Genomic DNA, 19,176 nt, shown 5'->3' with positions numbered 1-19,176 from the left:
CAGACCTCGCTCCCATCGCGGCAGCTCAATCGGCTACTGAGAGCCATGACCTTCCAGCAGCAGCTTGGCATCGCCATGACGGTGGGGGTGCTCTGTCTGGCCTTGTTCTCATCCATGGGCAGTGCATGGCAGGGTAGCCGTCAGGTCCGTGACAACCTCATCCAGCAAAGCATGCGCATGGCCGCCAGCCTGGCTACGCAAAGCAAGCTGGCCTTGCTGTCCGGCTCGCCCGAGAATGTGGCGGAAGCCGTAGCTGCTACCTTGGCCTTTCCGGATGTCTTGCGCGTAGAGGTGCTCAAGACGGACGGCGGTAACTTGTTGGCCAAAGGCGTGCTGCCCAAAGGAGAGGCGGACAAGCCTGTGTCGATGCAGCCGGCCACCCGCGACGCGTATCTGGAGAGTGAGTCGGATGATGCCTGGCGCTTTGTGGCCCCTGTGTGGTCCACGCGTCAGGAGACCCCATTTGACGTGGTTGCGCCCACGGATGAATTGCTGGGCCACGCAGTGGTCGTCATGAGCAAGAGCACGTTGACGAGGATGGTGGCCAACATCTTTATGGTCAACATCCTGTCGTCGTTTTTCTTTGCGGCCGTTTTTCTGGTGGTGATTCGGCTGCTGAGCGCCAGGCTGACCCGCCCGCTCAATTCGCTGTCCAGTGCCATGGCCAGAGCAGAGCAGGGCGATGTGCAGGTCCGCACCGCGGTGGATGGTCCGCGCGATATCCAGACCATGGCGCAAGCCTTCAACCAGATGATCTCGGCGCTGCAGGAGCGAGGCGATGAGCTCGAACGCCACCGAGGGCATCTGGAAGAACTGGTGCGGGACCGTACGACCGAGTTGCGCATGGCCAAGGATCGCGCGGAAGTGGCCAGTCAGGCCAAATCGGATTTCCTGGCGCGCATGAGCCACGAGTTGCGCACGCCATTGAATGCCATCATGGGTTACGCGCAGATCCTCAAGATGGATCGTAGCTTGACAGACAGGCAACTCAACTGCCTCAACACCATACACGGCAGTGGCGAGCACCTCCTGATGTTGATCGTAGATATTCTGGATCTCTCCCAGATTGAAGCGGGCAAGACCGACTTGAGGCCGACGCCTGTTGATCCGCGGACACTCGCTGCCATGCTGGACGACATCATCCGCATCAAGGCAGCGGAGAAGCAGTTGACCTTCCTGACCGACTGCGGCGAAGACTTGCCTGCCGCTTTGATGGTTGATGAGAAGCGTTTGCGTCAGGTCCTGCTCAACTTGCTTAGCAACGCGGTCAAGTTCACGATGTCGGGCATCGTCAGCCTGAATATCAAGCTGGTATCTTTGGATGGCGCCGGCAAGAAGGCACGCGTTCGCTTTGAGGTCCAGGACTCAGGCGTTGGCATTCGCAGCGAAGACCAGCAGCGCGTATTCGAACCTTTCGAGCAGGCTGGCGACGCGCGCAGCCGTGCGGCGGGTACAGGTTTGGGTTTGGCCATCAGCCGACAACTGGTTCGCCTGATGGGGGGGGAGCTTCATCTCAAGAGTGAGATCGGCGCGGGCAGTCTGTTCTGGTTTGAGTTGACTTTGCCCCTGGCTGAGTCGTTGGACAAGTATGCAGGCGTACCTGTTGTCAGGGCCGTGGGCTATGAAGGGCCTCGTCGGCGCATTCTGGTCGTGGATGATGTTGCCGCCAATCGCGACATGCTGACTGAGTTGCTGGGAGCTTTGGGCTTCGAGACCCTGGATGCAGTTCATGGTCAGGATGCGCTGGAGAAGGTCTTGTCGACACCGCCAGACCTGGTGCTCATGGATCTGGCTATGCCCGTGATGGATGGTCTGGAAGCAACCCGCCGTCTTCGTGAGACCGAGATAGGTAAAACTTTGCCTGTCATCGCCTTGTCGGCCAACGCGTCTCACACACATCGTGATCAGGCCTTGGAGGCGGGCGCCACCATGTTCATGTCCAAACCTTTCGATAACGCCGTGCTACTGAGTAACCTGGGTCGCTGCTTGTCCCTGACCTGGGTCTCGCAGGCCTGATAAGCACAAAAGGTGTCGTGCACAGGCACAGGTTGGTGGAATCGCACTTCCCAAATTCCTATGGAAGACACACAATCGGCGCGGTGCAAAATTTCAGGAATCGAATAATGAGCTGTTTCGTTTCCGTGCGTCGAGGTGCTGCAAGTCGTGCCATCTCGTATGCTGTGGCGTGCATGTTGCCCCTGACGTCGTCTGGAGCCTATGCACAGGTTGGCAGCGAAGAAGAAGAGCTGTCCCAGGCGTTTGGTGACAAGTCTACGGTCAGCATCGCAACCGGTAGTCAGTTGCCCCTGCGGCGTGCGCCAGCTGTGGCGACGGTCATCACCGCCGAAGACATCGCTGCCATGGGCGCGACCGACCTGGATGAGGTGCTGGAGTCGGTGCCAGGCATCCACGTCGGCCGCAATGTTCAGGGCTACAACCCCTTGTACATTTTTCGGGGTATTTACAGCGAGTTCAATGCCCAGACCTTGGTGCTGCAGAACGGCGTGCCTTTGACCATGATGTTCATTGGTAACCGAGGTAATGCCTGGGCTGGCTTGCCACTTGAAAATGTGGCGCGCATAGAGGTCATTCGCGGCCCTGGGTCGGCGCTGTATGGTGCCGATGCCTATTCAGGCGTGATCAATATCATCACCAAGTCGGCGGCAGATGTGGCCGGAACCGAATTGGGCATGCGTGCCGGTTCGTTCAAAACCGCAGATGCCTGGGCGCTGCACGGCGGCAAGATTGGCCCGTTCGATGTTGCTGGTTATGTGAGGGTTGGCTCGACCGAAGGTTTCAAGGGGCGAGTGGACGCCGATGCGCAGACGCTCAATGATTCACTTGCCTCGACCCAGGTCAGCCATGCGCCGGGTTCTGTGAGTGTGGGTCGTGGAGCCGTCGACAGCAGCATTGATCTGGCTTACGACAAGCTGCGCCTGCGCGCCGGCTACCGTTTGCGGGATCGCATTGGCCTTGGTGGTGGTGCTGGCAGCGCGCTGGATCCGGTGGGAAGAGGGCGCACTGAACGCTACAACGCCGACTTTTCCTGGACCGACATTGAGCTCGCTCAGAACTGGAAGCTGGGGCTGACGGCCAGTTACTTCGAGTACATCACCACCTATCCTCAGCCGCTTCAGGTGTATCCGCCTGGTGCGGTGATCTATGGCCAGGACCCGGTTCTGTTTCCGGAAGGCATGCTGGGCGCGCCCAATACCTGGGAGCGCCAGCAGCGTGTGTCTGTCGTGGCATCCTACTCCGGTTGGGCCGGGCACCGCATGCGTGTCGGTGTGGGGCAAGATGACCTCAATATGTACCGGACGCAGGAGTTCAAGAACTTTGCCTTCCTGCCAAACTTCATGGTGACGCCGCTGACTGAGGTGGCTATCGAAGATTCATTTCTGGTTCCTCGCCGTCGCATCGTGCGGTACGTTTATGCGCAGGATGAATGGAATTTCGCCAGAGATTGGGCGTTGACGGCGGGCTTGCGTCATGACCGATATTCAGATTTCGGTGGGACGACCAATCCGCGTGCGGCGCTGGTTTGGGATGCCAGTCTGGATGTGACCGCCAAGGTGCTGTATGGGCGCGCCTTTCGGGCGCCATCCTTTTCCGAGCGTTACAGCATCAACAATCCCGTGTTGCGCGGGAACCCTGGTCTGAAGCCCGAGATCATCGACACGCTGGAGGCTGCCTTTGCGTGGCAGGCTCGACCTGATACACAGTTGCAGTTGAGCGTATTTCGCTACGCCATGAAGGACATCATCCGTACCGCCGGTTTTCCCGCTACGCGGAGCAACACGGGCACGCAAGTCGGGCAGGGGTTTGAGCTGGAGGCGACGCATGATCTGCTGAGCAACGTTCGCCTTGTTGGCAACTACGCTCATCAACGCTCAACCGACGAGACCACTGGTGAGGATGCCGGTTATGCGCCGCACCATCATGCCTTTGCCAAGGCTGACTGGGGTTTTGCGAGCGGGCTCGTTCTCAGTGGCCAGGTTAACTACGTGGCCGACCGTGAGCGCGCCCCGGGCGACACCAGGCCGCAAATTGCTGACTACACGACGGTCGATCTGACCTTGCGCACGCATCGCAGCAAGAGCAGCTGGGATGTGGCGGCTTCTGTGCGCAATCTCTTCAATGCGGACGCCAGGGAGCCCAGCTTGTATTCGCCGGGGCATCCCATGCCAGTGCTTGTTCCGAATGATCTGCCCCTGGCGGGACGGTCATTTTTTGTGCAGATCACCTATCGCTTGTGATCACATCAGCAAGCTGATGCCGCCATCGATCACCAGTTCGGCGCCCACAACATAAGTCGATGCATCCGAGGCCAGATAAAGCGCGGCCTCGGCGACTTCATGTGCGGTACCAAAGCGCTTGCTCGGTGAACGATTGGTGAACTCCGTGCGGGCTGCATCCACCACCTCTTTGGGCACGTCCCAGCGGCCGAAGCCTGGTGTGTCGATGGGGCCGGGGCTGATGGCATTGACGCGGATGCCGCGGCCAGCCAGCTCCAGACTGGCGGTTTGCACCAGCGAGCGTGCAGCGGCCTTGCAGGCGGCATACACGGCAAAATTGGGGGCGCCGACCTGATTGGTGATCGAGGTGGTCACGATGATCGATCCGCCTTGGCGCATCAAGGGCGCAGCCTTCTGAATGGCAAAAAACACGCCCTTGAAGGAGATGGCTGACATGGCGTCGAACTGCTCCTCCGTGGTCAGGTCGATGGGGGCGGGGCTACCAGCTGCGGCGTTGAGAAGCAACACGTCCAGTTGCCCGAAATGTTCTCCGACGGTGGACATCAACTGCTCGATTTCGCTGACCTTGCCAGCATCGCTGCGCAGCGCCAGCACGTCAGCCCCCAGCGAGGCGCGCGCCTGCTCGAGCGATGTGGCGTCTCGGCCAGTGATGGTCACTCTGGCGCCTTGCTCCACGAAGAGTTTGGCTGTTGCCAGGCCAATGCCACTGTTGCCGCCCGTGATCAAAGCGGTCTTGCCGGAAAGTTTCTGCATGGGAATTCCTTACTGCTGGAAGTCCCGCATCGTAGTGAACCGATCAGCTCGGGGGTACACCCGATCTAAGTAGGAGGGGCTTGATGCCACCTGATCAAAGGGGGTAGTGTTGCGATATGGCCAAGCCTCGGCAACTGATCATGCCTGGGCGCTTTGGTTGGCGTGTCGCCCAGGCTGCGGCGTGCGGGCCACCACCCACGCCGAGACGCTGCGTGCACCAGCCTCCAACAGTGTTCGGGCGCAGGCGTCCAGGGTGGCTCCGGTGGTCATCACGTCATCGACGATGGCCACATGTCGGCCGCCGATCAACGCCTGCCCCGCTGATGTGATCTCAAAGGCATCTCGGATCTGAAGGGCGCGCTCTTGCGCGCTCAGGCTCATGAGGCGTTGTGTGTGTTGCCGTCTGGTCAGCACGTCGAACCGTGCTGCCACCGCCAGTTGCCGTTCGATGTGTTTGGCCAGCAACCAGGATTGGTTGTAGCCTCGCTCCGTCATGCGCTGACGGGACAGGGGTACGGGGACGATGAGGTCAGCCTGCGCGCGTCGTTCGTGAATGCGTTCGGCCAACATGGTGGCCAGGGGGCGCGCCAGGGCGGTGGCTCCGTTGAATTTCAGTCGTGTCAGCAGTTCCGGCCATGGTCCGTCATAGTCGACGGCGGCAATCGCTCTGTCAAACTCTGGCGTGACGTCTTCGCACGAGGAGCAGACGTCGTCATGGTGCGCGGCGGGCAGGGTGATGGCGCAGCGCTGGCAGCGACGGATAGCGCATTGCCAGACCGTCAGGCAGGTCGAGCAGATGGCGTGGGATTGCCAGCGCCTGCAAATGTGGCATTGACCGCCGCGAGGGGTGGCGATGGTGCGGACGGCCGCAGGAAGGTGTCGGGAAAAGGATGCCCTTGCGAGCCAGGCGGAAAGCATCCGATCAATATACTGTTGAGGCTTCCTTGCTCATATCGCCCTCTGTGGGGGCTTCCGATTCGTTTTCCATGTCGTCTAAGTCGCCTGCTGATCCAATTGCTTCAACGCACGAGCCCTGCGCGCCGAGCGATGTGGCGCTTTGGAGGCAGGCAAGGCGCATGGCATCCTTGAGCGAAGCGCCCTGGCTCCACCGGGAGGTTGGTCGACGCCTGGCTGACAAGCTGGCGCCCATCAAGCTGCAACCGCAAAACTGGATCGACTGGTCAGCGTTTCTCGGGGCGAGTGGTGACCTTGTCTCTGCCTGCTACCCGCAGGCTCAGCGCTGGGTGGTCGAATCCACCGAGGAGTTGTGCCAGCGCAGTCAGCTGGCATTGGGGCAGGGCGCCACGCGCAGCTGGAAGGCGCTGTGGCGCAAGGAAGCGCCCAAAGCCTGGCTGGCTGATGAGCTGACCCAGGCGCCCTGGTTGCCTGGTGGTGCGCAAATGCTGTGGGCGAACATGTGCCTGCATGCGCATTCGGATCTGGCAGCCATGATGCGCCAATGGCATCGGCAACTGGCCGTCGGTGGCTTTTTGATGTGCTCCGGGCTGGGGCCGGATACGGCGAGGGAACTGCGCGCCCTCTACCGTGCCATGGATTGGCCCTTGCCCACCATTGATTTCATCGACATGCACGATCTGGGGGATGAACTGGTCAAGGCCGGTTTCGCTGATCCGGTGATGGACATGGAGCGCCTGACATTGACCTGGGAGACGCCGCAGGCCATGCTCAAGGAGTTGCGTACATGGGGGGGTAATGTGGCTGTGGGTCGTCATGCCGGCTTGAAAACGCCGCGATGGCGTGATGAGCTGCTGAATCTGCTGGTGCGGCGGCTTGCTCGGCCGGACGGCCGTTTGGGCTTGACCATCGAGGTGGTCTACGGGCATGCCATCAAGCCGGAACCCAGGATCAGACTCGAGCCGGAAACGCGTGTGTCTCTAGACGACATGAGGCGCATGGTTCGCAAGCAGGGCTAGCCCTGATAGGGTTGTGGCGCCGTTGTATCGGTGCTTTTTGATTCTTGTGCGAACTGCGGGTTATTCATAGCACTTCTGCCTGGATTGCGTATTGAGGCGCCTCAAGTGGCTGGCTAGAATGAATTGAAATTTTTGGATGGTGCACCGCATCAACCAACGTTCAACCAACCATCCGGGGTCGCCCTCCGGACACTGCCTGTGTGGTCTAGGAATATTGGCGCGCATGTCGCCTCCTTGTTGCCCGTTAGGTTGATGTCGCCCTCAGCAATGAGGTTCGGGGTGAGCTCTGCTTTGTCGATCAAGCCAGCGAAAGCGTTGAGCTTGGCACTACGGCACCAGGGTAATTGACGGGCTGACTGGTGCCCGGTCAGGCGCCAGGTCTTTTGCATGCCCCGCAGTAATGACCGCGTTCAATCCTAGACGAGCCAAGACATGATCAAAGATCCTGGATACAGAGTGAGTCGGATGTCGTCTGCACGGTGGCGTCAGTCCCGTGTGACTTCCATGGCGCAGGCAGCTGCAGTGGCATTGATGGGGCTGATGGCTCAGGTTAGCTGGGCGGTCAATGACCTGCCTGGCGGGCCTGGGGTCAGGCAGCTGGACTTGCCGAATCCCGTCACGAAGATCGCTGCCGAGCAGCAGTCGCTTCACTACTTGTTGCTCTACATCTGTGGTGCGATTTTTATAGCCGTGTTCGGCGTCATGTTCTATTCGATCTATGCGCACCGCAAGTCGAAAGGACACAAGGCAGCTGATTTCCATGAGTCGACGACCGTGGAAATCGTCTGGACGGTGATCCCCTTCCTGATCGTGATCGGCATGGCCTTGCCAGCAACCAAGGTGGTGGTGGCCATGAAGGACACCACGAATGCCGACATCACCGTCAAGGCCACCGGCTATCAGTGGAAATGGGGCTACGACTACCTCAAGGGTGAAGGCGAGGGTGTTCAGTTCATCTCGACGCTGGATGCCTCGCAGCGTGCGCTGTCAGATTCTGGCACCCCTCAAGGGGATAACTACCTGCTGAAGGTGGACAACCCTCTGGTGGTGCCGGTCGACAAGAAGATCCGCATCATCACCACGGCCAATGACGTGATCCACTCCTTCATGGTGCCAGCCTTTGGCATCAAGCAGGATGCCATCCCTGGCTTTGTGCGCGACACATGGTTTCGTGCGGAAAAGACAGGTGATTTCTATGGGCAGTGCGCCGAGCTTTGCGGCAAGGAGCACGCCTATATGCCTATCCATGTGAAGGTGCTGAGCGCCGAGGATTACACCAAGTGGGTGGCCGAGCGCCAGAAAGAACTGGCAGCCAAGGCCGATGATCCCAGCAAGGTGTGGACACAGTCGGATTTGCTGGCGCGTGGTGAGAAGGTCTACAACGCCAACTGTGCAGCTTGCCACCAGGCGAATGGCAAGGGTGCAGGTGCGGTCAAGCCGATTGATGGCTCGCCCAAGGTGCTGAGCGAAGACAAGTCGGTACAGATTCAAGTGATGCTCAATGGGCAGAACAACATCATGCCCGCCTGGAAGCAGTTGTCTGATACCGAGATCGCTGCCGTGATCACTTATACCAAGAACCACTGGTCCAACAAGACCGGCCAGACGGTGCAGCCGTCGGAAGTGCTGGCCGCGCGCAAGTGAAGCGTGCTTGAACCCATCAGGATCAGAAAGGACACGATATGAGCAGCACAGTTATTGACCACGGCGGCCACGGGCATGACCAGGCACATGGTCATGATGACCACGGTCATCCCCATGGCTGGCGGCGCTGGGTCTATGCCACCAACCACAAGGACATCGGTACCCTGTACCTGCTGTTCTCGCTGACCATGCTGATGATCGGCGGCGTGCTGGCACTGGGTATCCGCGCCGAGCTGTTCCAGCCAGGCCTGCAGATCATGAACCCCGAACTGTTCAACCAGTTCACCACCATGCACGGCATCATCATGGTGTTCGGGGCCATCATGCCGGCCTTTGTGGGCATGGCCAACTGGATGATCCCGTTGCAGATCGGTGCCTCCGACATGGCCTTTGCGCGGATGAACAACTTCAGCTTCTGGTTGTTGATTCCCGCTTCGCTGCTGCTGGTTGGTTCTTTTTTCCTGCCTGGTGGTGCACCCGCTGCCGGCTGGACGCTGTACGCGCCACTGACCCTGCAGATGGGCCCCTCGATGGACGCCGGCATCTTTGCCATGCACATCATGGGTGCGAGCTCCATCATGGGCTCGATCAACATCATCGTGACCATCCTCAACATGCGTGCCCCCGGCATGACGCTGATGAAGATGCCGATGTTCGCCTGGACCTGGCTGATCACCGCCTATCTGCTGATCGCCGTGATGCCTGTGCTGGCCGGCGCCATCACGATGACGCTGACGGATCGCCACTTTGGTACCAGCTTCTTCAACCCCGCTGGTGGTGGCGACCCGGTGATGTACCAGCACATCTTCTGGTTCTTCGGTCACCCAGAGGTCTACATCATGATCTTGCCGGCCTTCGGCATCATCAGTCAGATCGTGCCGGCCTTTGCACGCAAGCAGTTGTTTGGCTATACCTCGATGGTTTATGCCACCGCCTCGATCGCCATCCTGAGCTTCATCGTGTGGGCACACCACATGTTTGCCACGGGCATGCCGGTGACTGGCCAGCTTTTCTTCATGTACGCCACGATGCTGATCTCGGTACCTACGGGCGTGAAGGTCTTCAACTGGGTGGCCACCATGTGGCGCGGTTCGATGACCTTCGAGAGCCCGATGCTGTGGGCCGTGGGCTTCATCTTCGTGTTCACGATGGGTGGCTTCACCGGGCTGATCTGTTCGGTCGCCCCCATCGACATCCAGATTCAGGACACCTACTACGTCGTGGCCCACTTCCACTACGTGCTGGTGGCAGGTTCCTTGTTTGCCTTGTTCGCCGGCTTCTATTATTGGGCGCCGAAGTGGACTGGTGTCATGGTGCCCGAGTGGAAGGGCAAGCTGCACTTCTGGTGGTCGTTGATCGCGTTCAACATCACTTTCTTCCCGATGCACTTCCTGGGTCTGGCCGGCATGCCTCGTCGTTATGCCGATTACCCGATGCAGTTCACTGACTTCAACGCCATTGCGTCGGTTGGTGGTTTCTTGTTTGGATTCGCGCAGGTGTACTTCATCTTTGTGGTCATGATCCCGGCGATGCGTGGCAAGGGGCAGCCTGCCGCCGCCAAGCCGTGGGAGGGCGCAGAAGGCCTGGAGTGGGAGGTGCCATCACCTGCGCCATTCCATACCTTTGAGAACCCGCCCAAGCTGAATGAGACCGCTACCCGCGTGATCGGTTGATGGCCTTAGGATCAACAGGAGTGTGGTGATGAGCAAGCAGTATTCACCGGTCGATCGCCAGCGCAACCTGAGGTTGGCGCTGATCCTGGCTTCCGTGGCCGTGACATTCTTCGCAGGTTTTGTCGCGAAGATGGTGATGTTCTCGCATCATTGAATCAACAAGGTTGAGCCTGTCGTGATCATTGCGGACCCACATCAACTATCTGAAGCTGGCCGCAAGCAAAGCTGGTTGCGCCGCGCCAATCTGGACATGGTGGGCAAGCTCGTCGTGATCGTGGGCCTGATGTTCGGGTTTGGCTATGCGATGGTGCCCATGTACAAGCACATCTGTGCAGCGCTGGGCATCAACGTGTTGTCGCTGACCGAGCAGCAGGTCCCTGGTGCGCGGGCCACATCCAAGGTCAACACGCAAGTGGATCTGAGCAGGTCCATCACTGTTGAGTTCGATGCCAATGCGCGCGGACCATGGGATTTCAAGTCCGAGGTTCGTTCCGTGCGTGTGCACCCAGGCGAGGTCACCACGGTGATGTATGAATTCCGCAATCGGCAAGATCGCACGATGGCTGCACAGGCCATCCCCAGCTACGCGCCCAAGCAGGCCACCTCGCATTTCAACAAGCTGGAGTGTTTCTGCTTCAGCGAGCACAAGCTCAAACCTGGCGAGAGCAAGCGCTGGCCGGTGGTATTTGTGATTGACCCCAAATTGCCCAAGGATGTGCAGACGATCACCTTGTCATACACCTTCTTTGAAGTAGGTGGCAAGGTGCCGATGGCGCCCAAAGGTTCTGTGTGAAGAGATTGGTATGACGGATGAATTGCGCGATGCCGCGCAGCGCAAGGGCTCGTTTGCCCAGACGCTCAAGGCGGTGGCGTGGTCGTTCTTTGGTGTGCGCAAGTCCAAGGACTATGCGCAGGACGTGGCCAAGATCAACCCGGTCCATGTGATCGTGGCAGGGGTGCTGGCGGCTGTGATTTTTGTTGTGGGGCTGGTCTTTCTGGTGCGATTCATCGTCGCGAGCGGAGTGGCCCAGTGAATGAATGTTGTTTCTTGAGGAGCACATAGATGTCCACTGCAGTGAACAAGGGGCAGGCCCCTTACTACTTCGTGCCAGGGCCTTCGCGCCACCCGATGATGGCAGCCGTCGGGCTGTTCTTCGTGGTGTTGGGCGCGGGGCAGTGGGTCAATGGCGTCGAGTGGGCGCCCTATTCGGTTCTGGGCGGTTTCGTGTGGTGGGCCATCGTGCTCAAGCAGTGGTTTGGGGATGCCATTGCGGAGAGTGAGAGTGGCCTCTACAGCGATCGCATTGACGTGTCTTTCCGCTGGAGCATGGCCTGGTTCATCTTCTCGGAGGTGATGTTCTTTGGCTCCTTCTTTGGGGCCTTGTACTGGGCCAGGCTGCACGTTTTGCCCAATCTGGGTGACATCGAAAATGCACTCTTGTGGCCTGACTTCAAGGCGATCTGGCCTTCCGAAATGGCGGGCGTGACGGGTTCGCCAGCGGGTACGGTGGAACCCTTCAGGACCATGGGGCCATGGCCGATCCCGACCATCAACACGGCGCTGCTGTTGACCTCAGGTGTCACGCTGACCATCGCGCACCACGCCTTGCGCGAGAACAAGCGGGGCAAGACGATTGGCTTCATGTGGCTGACCGTGTTGCTGGGTGCCACCTTTGTGGGCTTTCAGGCTTTCGAGTACTACGAGGCCTATACCCACTTGAATCTGAAGCTGTCTTCCGGCATCTACGGTTCGACCTTCTATATGCTCACTGGCTTTCACGGCATGCACGTGTTTGTGGGCATGTTGATGTTGCTGTTCATCACGCTGCGCCTGATGCGCGGGCATTTCACGCCAGACAAGCACTTCGGCTTCGAAGGTGCAGCCTGGTACTGGCACTTCGTGGACGTCGTCTGGCTCGGCCTGTACGTGATTGTTTACTGGACCTGATGCGCTGAAGGCAGGCGGCAGCGCCAGCCTTCACCTCACGCAAAGCAAAGCGCCCGGATGGGCGCTTTCTTGTTGGCTCACTTCAGCGGGATGCCCGTCGGGTGAATCCAGCCCATCTTGTAGCTCAGCAGGATGAAGAGAAACAGCGCGATCGACAAGCCCACGCGCAAGGCCAGTGCATGGACCATGCGGTTTGATTTGGGCTTGCCGTCACGACCATCCTGCAACATGGCGCGGCCGGCGAAGACCATTGCCATCACAATGGCCAGCAATGCAAATGCGAACACGATTTTCATGAACACGGATTATGGGTGTCGCAGCGCGCGCGGAGGGGAGCAATGACCCCAGTGCAGCGTCGCGTGGTGGTCTGGTTGGCCGCATTGTTGTGTGCCGTGTTGACCGCCAGGCTGGGTGTCTGGCAGCTCAGTCGCGCCGATGAAAAGAAGCAGGCACATGCACTCATGCAGGCGCAACTCAGTCAGGCCCCTTGGGGGAATGCTGATTGGCCTTGCGACCGGGGCCTGGATGCGTCGCGTTTGCCGGCCTACAAGCCCGTTGTACTGGAAGGCCAATGGCTTGCGAACCGCACGGTTTTCCTGGATAACCGGCCGATGGATGGCATGAGCGGCTTCGTGGTGGTGACGCCCTTGTTGCTGGATGGCGGCGAGGGCGCCTGCCGCCGTCGCATCGTGCTCGTCGAGCGAGGCTGGTTGCCCCGTGATGTCCGTGATCGCACACGGTTGCCTGAGGTGCCACCTGGTGCTGCCAAGGTGCGCGTGCTGGGGCGTGTGGTCCATGGCCTGTCCAGAACGTATCAACTGGGCAGCGAGTCAGCCGTGGCGAGTGCGCCTGGCCCGCTGCTCAGGCAGAACGCCGATGTGGCGTTCTGGCGCAACTGGCTGGGGCAAGTCCCTGTGGCTGGCGCGGTGCTTCAGGTGCAAGCTGAGACCCCAGTTGAACAACGTGACGTCATGCACCGGAACTGGCCCGAGCCAGGTCTGGGGCAAGACAAACACCTCGCTTATGCGGCTCAGTGGTTTGCGCTGTCAGCGCTGACCATCGGGCTCACCGTCTGGTTCCAGATCATCCGCCCTCGTCGAGCACGTGCCCATGTCCCAATCTGATACTGCGCAGGCCGCCCCCATTCAGTTGAGTGTGCACAGCCTGCCCAAGGCGGCCAACGAGCCACAGCAACGTACGCGCTCCGGCCGTTTGAAGATGCTGCTGGTGTGGGCCGTTTGTGCCGCGCCTGTGGTGGCCTCGTACCTGACTTACTACGTGATCAAGCCGCAAGGCCGGGTGAACTATGGCAGCTTGATCACCCCGCCCAAGCCCTTGCCAGCGGACGCCGACATGCCGCTGGTCGATCTGGAGGGGCGCTCCGTCAAGGCCGCTTCGCTCAAAGGACAGTGGCTCCTGGTGGCGGTGTCCGGTGGTGCGTGCGATCGCCAGTGCGAGCGTCAACTGTATCTGCAGCGGCAGTTGCGCGAAACCTTGGGCAAGGACAAGGACAGGCTTGACCGAGTCTGGTTGGTCCCTGATCAGGTGCCAGTACGTTCCGGTTTGCTGGAAGGGCTCAAGAACGCCTGGGTATTGCGTACGAGCGAGGCTGATCTTCAGCGTTGGCTGGCACCAGAGGGCGGTCAGTCGATGGCCTCACACCTCTATCTGGTTGACCCGCGTGGTGAGTGGATGATGCGCTTTCCGGCTGATGCCGATCCATCTCGTGTGAAGAAGGACCTGGCCCGGCTCATGAAGGCCAACGAGTCCTGGGACGATCCCGGGCGTTGAGATCGAAACAGGGCGCAGCATGCTCAGCCTGATCAATCTGGACCCCGCGCTGGAAGTCGCGCTCATGGGGGCGCTCATCGCCCTGGTGCCCGTCAGCGTGGTGGCCTGGCGCGCGCGTCGTCAAGGTCTGCGTGGCTGGCCGGCGTGGCAGCGGGTGTTGACCGTGCTCACGCTGTTTCTGACGATCGATCTGGTCGTGTTTGGCGCCTTCACGCGTTTGACGGATTCTGGCCTGGGGTGCCCGGACTGGCCCGGGTGCTACGGGGAGACCAACCCCTTCGCTGCCCATGCGCAGATCAGTGACGCGCATGCTGCCTTGCCCTCGGGCCCGGTGTCGCACAGCAAGGCCTGGATCGAGATGGGGCACCGCTATCTGGCCACAGGCGTGGGGGCCTTGATCACCGGTCTGATGGTGGCGGCCTGGGCTTTGCGCAGGCGTGCCGGGGCCTTGTCGCCCTGGTGGGCCACGGCCACCATGGTCTGGGTGTGTGCACAGGGGGCCTTTGGCGCGCTGACTGTCACGCTCAAGCTGCAGCCGATCATTGTGACCGGCCATCTGATGGGCGCCATGCTTGGCGTGGGGCTGTTGACGGCGCAGGTCCGCGTGCTGGACATGGCGGGCATGCCTGTGCGGCTTCGCCAGGCATGGTCGGCGTCCCCTCTGCGCAGGGCCGGATGGCTGGTGCTCGCCTTGCTGGCGGTCCAGATCGCGTTGGGGGCCTGGGTCAGCACGAATTACGCGGTGCTGGCCTGCACGGAGGTGCCGATGTGTCAGGGGCAATGGTGGCCGGAGATGGACTTCCAGACCGGTTTTCATCTGCTGCGCCCCTTGGGCGGTGACGGGCAGGGCGCTTTCATCACCTTGTCGGCGCTGACGGCCATCCATGTGGCGCATCGCCTGATGGCCGTGCTCGTGCTGCTGGTCTTGCTGGTTTATGGTGGGGCCTTGCGGCGCTGGCGCGATGGCACGGCTGATGCATCCACGCCCTGGCGTCGTGATGGTCAGATCTTGTGGTGGTTGGCCGGGCTGCAACTGGTGACGGGCCTGAGCAATGTGGTGCTGGGCTGGCCGCTGGTGGCGGCGCTTGTGCACACACTCGGTGCGGCGCTGATGGTCTGGCGCCTGGTTCATGTGCTGACTTGCACCGCACTGCCTGTGGCCAGCCGTTCTACAGTGCATGGCGATGTGTACAACGCGTTGTCGGATCCACCACATCAGGGACTTCACGCTGGTGAACCGCAGGCCTCGGCCTCATAGTGGTTCTCCAGACACCAGGGGACATGCATGTCTGACGCCATCGCTTCATCTGCCGACAACGTCGTGCTGCCCGCCGCATCGGCGGCGCCCTCGACCTTCCGCCAGTTCTATGTGCTGACCAAGCCGCGCGTGGTCCAGTTGATCGTGTTTTGCGCGGTCATCGGGATGCTGCTGGCGGTACCGGGTGTGCCGACAAAATCCGAAGCCTTGACGGCGCTGGCTGCCTGCATTGGCATCTGGCTGGTGGCGGGGGCTGCGGCGGCTTTCAATTGCCTGATCGAGCAGGGCATCGATGCGCGCATGAAGCGCACGGCCTGGCGGCCCACGGCGCGAGGCGAGCTCACCCGTTGGCAGACCTTGACCTTCAGCGCGGTGCTGTGCGGCATCGGCATGGTGATCCTGGCGGCGTGGGTCAACGCGCTGACCATGTGGCTGACACTGGGCACCTTCGTGGGCTACGCCGTGATCTACACCGTGGTGCTCAAGCCGCTGACGCCGCAGAACATCGTGATCGGTGGTGCATCCGGCGCGATGCCGCCCGTGCTGGGTTGGGCCGCCATGCGCGGTGCGGTCGAGCCTGAAGCCTTGATGCTGTGCCTGATCATCTTCCTGTGGACACCACCGCACTTCTGGGCCCTGGCGCTCTACCGTGTGGAGGATTACGCCCGAGCCGGTCTGCCCATGCTGCCGGTCACCCACGGCAACGCTTTTACCCGCCTGCATGTCCTGCTCTACACCCTGATCCTGCTGGCCGGCAGTGTGTTGCCCTTCATCTACGGCATGAGCAGCTGGATCTACCTGTGGTCGGCCTTGCTGCTGGGCGTGATCTTCCTGGGGTACGCCTTTGCCCTCTGGCGGCGTTACAGTGATGCACTGGCCCGCAAGACCTTCCGCTTCTCCATCATCTACCTGATGCTGCTGTTTGCCGCCTTGCTGGTCGACCATTACTGGACGATCTGACGATCCACATGCGATGAGCAAACTGTTTTCTTTCACCCGCCGGGCGATGTTGCTGGCGGGGGTGGTTGCGGCCGTGTCCCTGGCCGCTTGCGACAAGGCCGGCACCTCTGCCGACCCCAAGGCCCCCGCACTCAAGTTCAACTCGGTGGACATCACCGGTGCCGCTTATGCACGCAAGCTGGCCCTGACCGACTTCGACGGCAAGCCGCGCCAGTTGAGCGACTTCAAGGGCAAGGTGGTGTTCGTGTTCTTCGGCTTCACGCAATGCCCGGACGTGTGCCCCACCACCATGGCGGAGCTGGCTGAAGTGCGCAAGCGCCTGGGGCCGGATGGCGATCGCCTGCAAGGTGTGTTCGTGACGGTGGACCCCGAGCGCGACACCGCGGAGGTGCTCAAGGCCTATCTGCAGGGCATGGACCCGAGCTTTGTGGGCCTGCGCGGCTCGCTGGCTGAAACAGAAGCCGTGGCGACCGAGTTCAAGGTTTTCTACCAGAAGGTGCCGACCAAGAGTGGGGGCTACACCATGGACCACACCGCTGGTGCCTTCGTGTTCGACACCGACGGGCAGGTGCGCCTGTTTTCGCGCTATGGCGCCAAGGTGGAAGACCTGACGGCCGATATCAAACAGTTGCTGGCTTTGGCCAAGCGCTGAGTCGCCATCAACGCGGGCCGATCAACTGGCCCGAGTGCCGCGGTTGACGATCAATCAGGCGGCTGTCAGGGTGAAGCTCTGGCGGCCGCTCCAGCTTTCGTCCGGGCCCAGGGTGATGGGCTCGAAGATGCGCGCGGCTTCGATGCACAGCATGTTCAGCCAGCCATCTTCGGGCATGTCCTTGAGGGCGGCGCATTTGTCGGGGCCGGGATTCCACAGGACCACATCGGGCAGGTTGTCGGATTCGATCTCCAGCCGACGGGGGCCATCGCGCAGGAGCAGGGCGCCTGCCTCTGCGTAAATGCGGTCGATTTCGCCGTGGAAGCGCTTTTCCGGATGGTCCTCGGTGGCTTCTCCGCCCACGGTGTTGTCCACATAGCGTCGGCCTTCCAGCCCTTGCAGGCGCACCTGGGTGAGCTCAGACACCGCCAGATAGGTGTGCAGCGCAGCCGCAAAGGGCCAGGATGTGTTGCCCGGGTTGTGGGCGTACAACTCCAGATCCAGGCGCTGGCCACTGATGGAGACGGTCAACTCCAGCGTGAAGCTGTGTGGCCACAGGGCACGCGTTTCGGCGTTGTCGTCAATGGCCAGGGTCAGTTGGGCGTGGTCTTTGCCTTGGCCGCTGCTGTCCACGGCCCAGGGGCGGGTGCGCACCAGGCCATGGCGGGGCAGGCTGAAGTCTGGTCCGCGTTGTTCGAATTGGGGAAAGATCACCGGCACGCCACCGCGCACGGCCTGGCCTGGGCCGGCCACCGCCTTGGGTGACAGATACAGCTGCTCCTGGCCGCCAGCGGGAATCCAGGAGACGAGATGGCCGCCATGCAGCAGCACGGTAGCCTGGGCGCCATCGGGGGATTGAATGCGCACGGCGGGTTGGCCGAGCACCTCGGTCATCGGGAAAATCAGTTCTTCGCTCATGCCGTGAGTATCCACCCTTCGATGGGGTGAACGTCGGGTGGCAGGCCCCAGGTAGGGGATCCGTGCTCGTGCTGGTAATGTGCCCAGCCAGCCTGCATCAGGCACAGCACGGCATCGAGCCTGTCGCCCTTGGGATCGGCCACCAGTTGATCGCGTTGCGCCGGGCTGAGCTTGAGCCGCAGGCCCAGGCGCGTGCGGCCTTGCTCCAGCGCATCCACCAGGTCCATGCGGGCGATCAGGCGTTCCTGGGTGGCGTCGGTCTCGCTTTTGTAGCTGCGTTTGCCCAGCAGTTCGCCGGCCAGCAAGCCGGGATAGGCCTCGAACGCCATGGCTTCAGGGCGACCCTGGCGCAGGCCGGGCAGGGTCAGGTCGGCTTTCACCAGCCTGGCCATACCTTCAAAGTACATCTTGCCAACCGGCACATAGCGGGTCTGTAGCGGGCTGGTGCTCGAGAGGCCAGGCACGGCCTTGTCCGTGGTGCGATGCAGCAGCTTGCTGCCCTCGGGGCGATCTGGTTGCCAGGTCTGGCCCCAGTGGTCGATGAGCTGCTGGAAGCCGGCGCGGTCGCCGCAGTGCTCATGCAGCGCCTGGATCAGGCGATCGGCGGCGAAGCTCTGGCGCTGATGGACATGATGGAGGGCAGGATGGTGGGCCTCACCCAGATCGCAAAGCAGCGCGGGCAGCTCACCCGGGCCATGAACGCGCAGGGCATCCACGAAGGGCGAGGGCAGGCCAAAGGGGAAGTCACAGCCCATCACGAAGCCATGGGCCAGCTCGGGCCTGGCTTTGGCGCCATCGCTGGAGATCAGCGCTTCCAGATCGGCCAGCGTGGGCAGCTCATCCACGCGATCCAGGCGAATCACCTGGCCCGCGCGGCGCCCCCAGGCGAGCGTCAGAGGTTTGCGTTGGCTGGGCGCGCAGCTGAAATCGAGGCCCAGCAGCGTGGCGGGCGCGCTCAGCAAGGCCGGGAAACGATGGACGCCGTGGCGATCAGTTCTTCCAGCAGGGCCATGGAGACCTTGCCTGAGACCGCATACGGATCCAGCACCGGGCGCTCGGAGTACTTCAGCAGGATCGACGGGTTCACGCGTGCCAGGTTGACCTGGCCCATGGTCCAGCCGGCAAAGCGCCGTTCGGTGATCTCTTCGTACTGCAACAGCACCACATCGCGATGGCGCGGGTCCTGGCTGATGTTGTTGTAGAGCTGACTGACGGCATCGCGGCCACCTTCGAGCACCTGCATGAAGATGTCTCCGCTGTGGCACAGCAGGCCGGTGATGCCCAGCGCAGGGTTGCCCTTGCGGGAGGCGGCCAGGATATGGTCGATGACTTCCGCCGTGAGCGTTTCCGAAGCACGGCTGGCGTACAGCAGACGAACCAACATGGGGT

General features: G+C 61.2%; 20 protein-coding genes. 14 read left to right on the top strand and 6 right to left on the bottom strand.

Annotation, left to right across the window (positions count from 1 at the left end):
* The first annotated feature begins 45 nt into the window (after positions 1 to 45).
* Positions 46 to 2,016 carry an ATP-binding protein gene (locus tag HY836_RS06590; RefSeq protein ID WP_290674754.1) on the top strand — a complete coding sequence of 657 codons (1,971 nt, stop codon included), beginning with the start codon at positions 46 to 48 and terminating at the stop codon, positions 2,014 to 2,016.
* A 107-nt stretch (positions 2,017 to 2,123) separates the two neighbouring features.
* A complete protein-coding gene (locus HY836_RS06585) occupies positions 2,124 to 4,256 on the top strand; it encodes a TonB-dependent receptor (RefSeq protein WP_290674752.1) in 2,133 nt (710 codons plus the stop codon).
* Here HY836_RS06585 and HY836_RS06580 read toward each other — a convergent pair whose 3' ends face one another.
* Complete coding sequence (locus HY836_RS06580) at positions 4,257 to 5,009, bottom strand: SDR family oxidoreductase (protein WP_290674750.1); 753 nt, start codon at positions 5,007 to 5,009, stop codon at positions 4,257 to 4,259.
* Positions 5,010 to 5,147: 138 nt separating this feature from the next.
* Complete coding sequence (locus tag HY836_RS06575) at positions 5,148 to 5,927, bottom strand: ComF family protein (RefSeq protein ID WP_290674748.1); 780 nt, start codon at positions 5,925 to 5,927, stop codon at positions 5,148 to 5,150.
* Between the two features lie 158 nt (positions 5,928 to 6,085).
* Here HY836_RS06575 and HY836_RS06570 point away from each other — a divergent pair, with 158 nt between their 5' ends.
* From HY836_RS06570 to HY836_RS06540, 7 genes are all read left to right on the top strand, one after another.
* A complete protein-coding gene (locus tag HY836_RS06570) occupies positions 6,086 to 6,943 on the top strand; it encodes a biotin synthase (RefSeq protein ID WP_290674746.1) in 858 nt (285 codons plus the stop codon).
* Between the two features lie 504 nt (positions 6,944 to 7,447).
* Positions 7,448 to 8,587 (top strand): cytochrome c oxidase subunit II, encoded by a 1,140-nt coding sequence (coxB, locus tag HY836_RS06565; protein ID WP_290675060.1) that lies wholly within the window; start codon positions 7,448 to 7,450, stop codon positions 8,585 to 8,587.
* A 38-nt stretch (positions 8,588 to 8,625) separates the two neighbouring features.
* On the top strand, positions 8,626 to 10,260 hold the full coding sequence (gene ctaD, locus HY836_RS06560; RefSeq protein ID WP_290674744.1) for a cytochrome c oxidase subunit I: 1,635 nt from the start codon (positions 8,626 to 8,628) through the stop codon (positions 10,258 to 10,260).
* Positions 10,261 to 10,288: 28 nt separating this feature from the next.
* On the top strand, positions 10,289 to 10,414 hold the full coding sequence (locus tag HY836_RS06555; RefSeq protein WP_290674742.1) for a cytochrome oxidase small assembly protein: 126 nt from the start codon (positions 10,289 to 10,291) through the stop codon (positions 10,412 to 10,414).
* A 75-nt stretch (positions 10,415 to 10,489) separates the two neighbouring features.
* Entirely contained in the window at positions 10,490 to 11,053 is a 564-nt protein-coding gene (locus HY836_RS06550; protein WP_290675058.1) for a cytochrome c oxidase assembly protein, read from the top strand.
* Positions 11,054 to 11,063: 10 nt separating this feature from the next.
* Positions 11,064 to 11,294, top strand: a complete 231-nt coding sequence (locus HY836_RS06545; protein WP_290674740.1) for a DUF2970 domain-containing protein — start codon at positions 11,064 to 11,066, stop codon at positions 11,292 to 11,294.
* A 29-nt stretch (positions 11,295 to 11,323) separates the two neighbouring features.
* Positions 11,324 to 12,208 (top strand): cytochrome c oxidase subunit 3, encoded by an 885-nt coding sequence (locus HY836_RS06540; RefSeq protein ID WP_290674738.1) that lies wholly within the window; start codon positions 11,324 to 11,326, stop codon positions 12,206 to 12,208.
* Positions 12,209 to 12,285: 77 nt separating this feature from the next.
* On the opposite strand, the gene HY836_RS06535 is transcribed toward HY836_RS06540, so the two are convergent.
* A complete protein-coding gene (locus HY836_RS06535; RefSeq protein WP_290674736.1) occupies positions 12,286 to 12,504 on the bottom strand; it encodes a DUF2909 domain-containing protein in 219 nt (72 codons plus the stop codon).
* 42 nt (positions 12,505 to 12,546) lie between these two features.
* On the opposite strand from HY836_RS06535, the gene HY836_RS06530 reads away from it, so the two are divergent.
* The 5 genes from HY836_RS06530 to HY836_RS06510 are packed head-to-tail and all read left to right on the top strand — an operon-like array spanning position 12,547 to position 16,869.
* Positions 12,547 to 13,332 carry an SURF1 family protein gene (locus HY836_RS06530; RefSeq protein WP_290674734.1) on the top strand — a complete coding sequence of 262 codons (786 nt, stop codon included), beginning with the start codon at positions 12,547 to 12,549 and terminating at the stop codon, positions 13,330 to 13,332.
* Entirely contained in the window at positions 13,319 to 13,999 is a 681-nt protein-coding gene (locus tag HY836_RS06525) for a hypothetical protein (RefSeq protein ID WP_290674732.1), read from the top strand. The genes HY836_RS06530 and HY836_RS06525 overlap by 14 nt, the downstream gene beginning before the upstream one ends.
* A gap of 19 nt (positions 14,000 to 14,018) precedes the next feature.
* Complete coding sequence (locus HY836_RS06520; RefSeq protein ID WP_290674730.1) at positions 14,019 to 15,257, top strand: heme A synthase; 1,239 nt, start codon at positions 14,019 to 14,021, stop codon at positions 15,255 to 15,257.
* A 27-nt stretch (positions 15,258 to 15,284) separates the two neighbouring features.
* The gene (cyoE, locus tag HY836_RS06515) at positions 15,285 to 16,217 is read left to right on the top strand and encodes a heme o synthase (protein WP_290674728.1); all 933 of its coding nucleotides are present in this window, start codon (positions 15,285 to 15,287) and stop codon (positions 16,215 to 16,217) included.
* Positions 16,218 to 16,230: 13 nt separating this feature from the next.
* Positions 16,231 to 16,869 carry an SCO family protein gene (locus tag HY836_RS06510; protein WP_290674726.1) on the top strand — a complete coding sequence of 213 codons (639 nt, stop codon included), beginning with the start codon at positions 16,231 to 16,233 and terminating at the stop codon, positions 16,867 to 16,869.
* Between the two features lie 54 nt (positions 16,870 to 16,923).
* Here the strand turns inward: HY836_RS06510 and HY836_RS06505 are convergent, their stop codons facing one another.
* From HY836_RS06505 to HY836_RS06495, 3 genes are read right to left on the bottom strand one after another with little or no spacing between them, the layout of a single operon-like run.
* Positions 16,924 to 17,787, bottom strand: coding sequence for a D-hexose-6-phosphate mutarotase (locus HY836_RS06505; RefSeq protein WP_290674724.1), 864 nt, complete (start codon positions 17,785 to 17,787; stop codon positions 16,924 to 16,926).
* Positions 17,784 to 18,749 (bottom strand): DUF429 domain-containing protein, encoded by a 966-nt coding sequence (locus HY836_RS06500; RefSeq protein WP_367114638.1) that lies wholly within the window; start codon positions 18,747 to 18,749, stop codon positions 17,784 to 17,786. Before HY836_RS06500 ends, HY836_RS06505 begins: the two co-directional genes overlap by 4 nt.
* Positions 18,743 to 19,171 (bottom strand): BLUF domain-containing protein, encoded by a 429-nt coding sequence (locus HY836_RS06495; protein ID WP_290674722.1) that lies wholly within the window; start codon positions 19,169 to 19,171, stop codon positions 18,743 to 18,745. The genes HY836_RS06500 and HY836_RS06495 overlap by 7 nt, the downstream gene beginning before the upstream one ends.
* Positions 19,172 to 19,176: the final 5 nt, after the last annotated feature.

This window comes from Aquabacterium sp. (assembly GCF_016234775.1).
GTDB lineage: Bacteria > Pseudomonadota > Gammaproteobacteria > Burkholderiales > Burkholderiaceae_C > Aquabacterium.
This window is presented reverse-complemented; position numbering and strand designations above follow the sequence as displayed.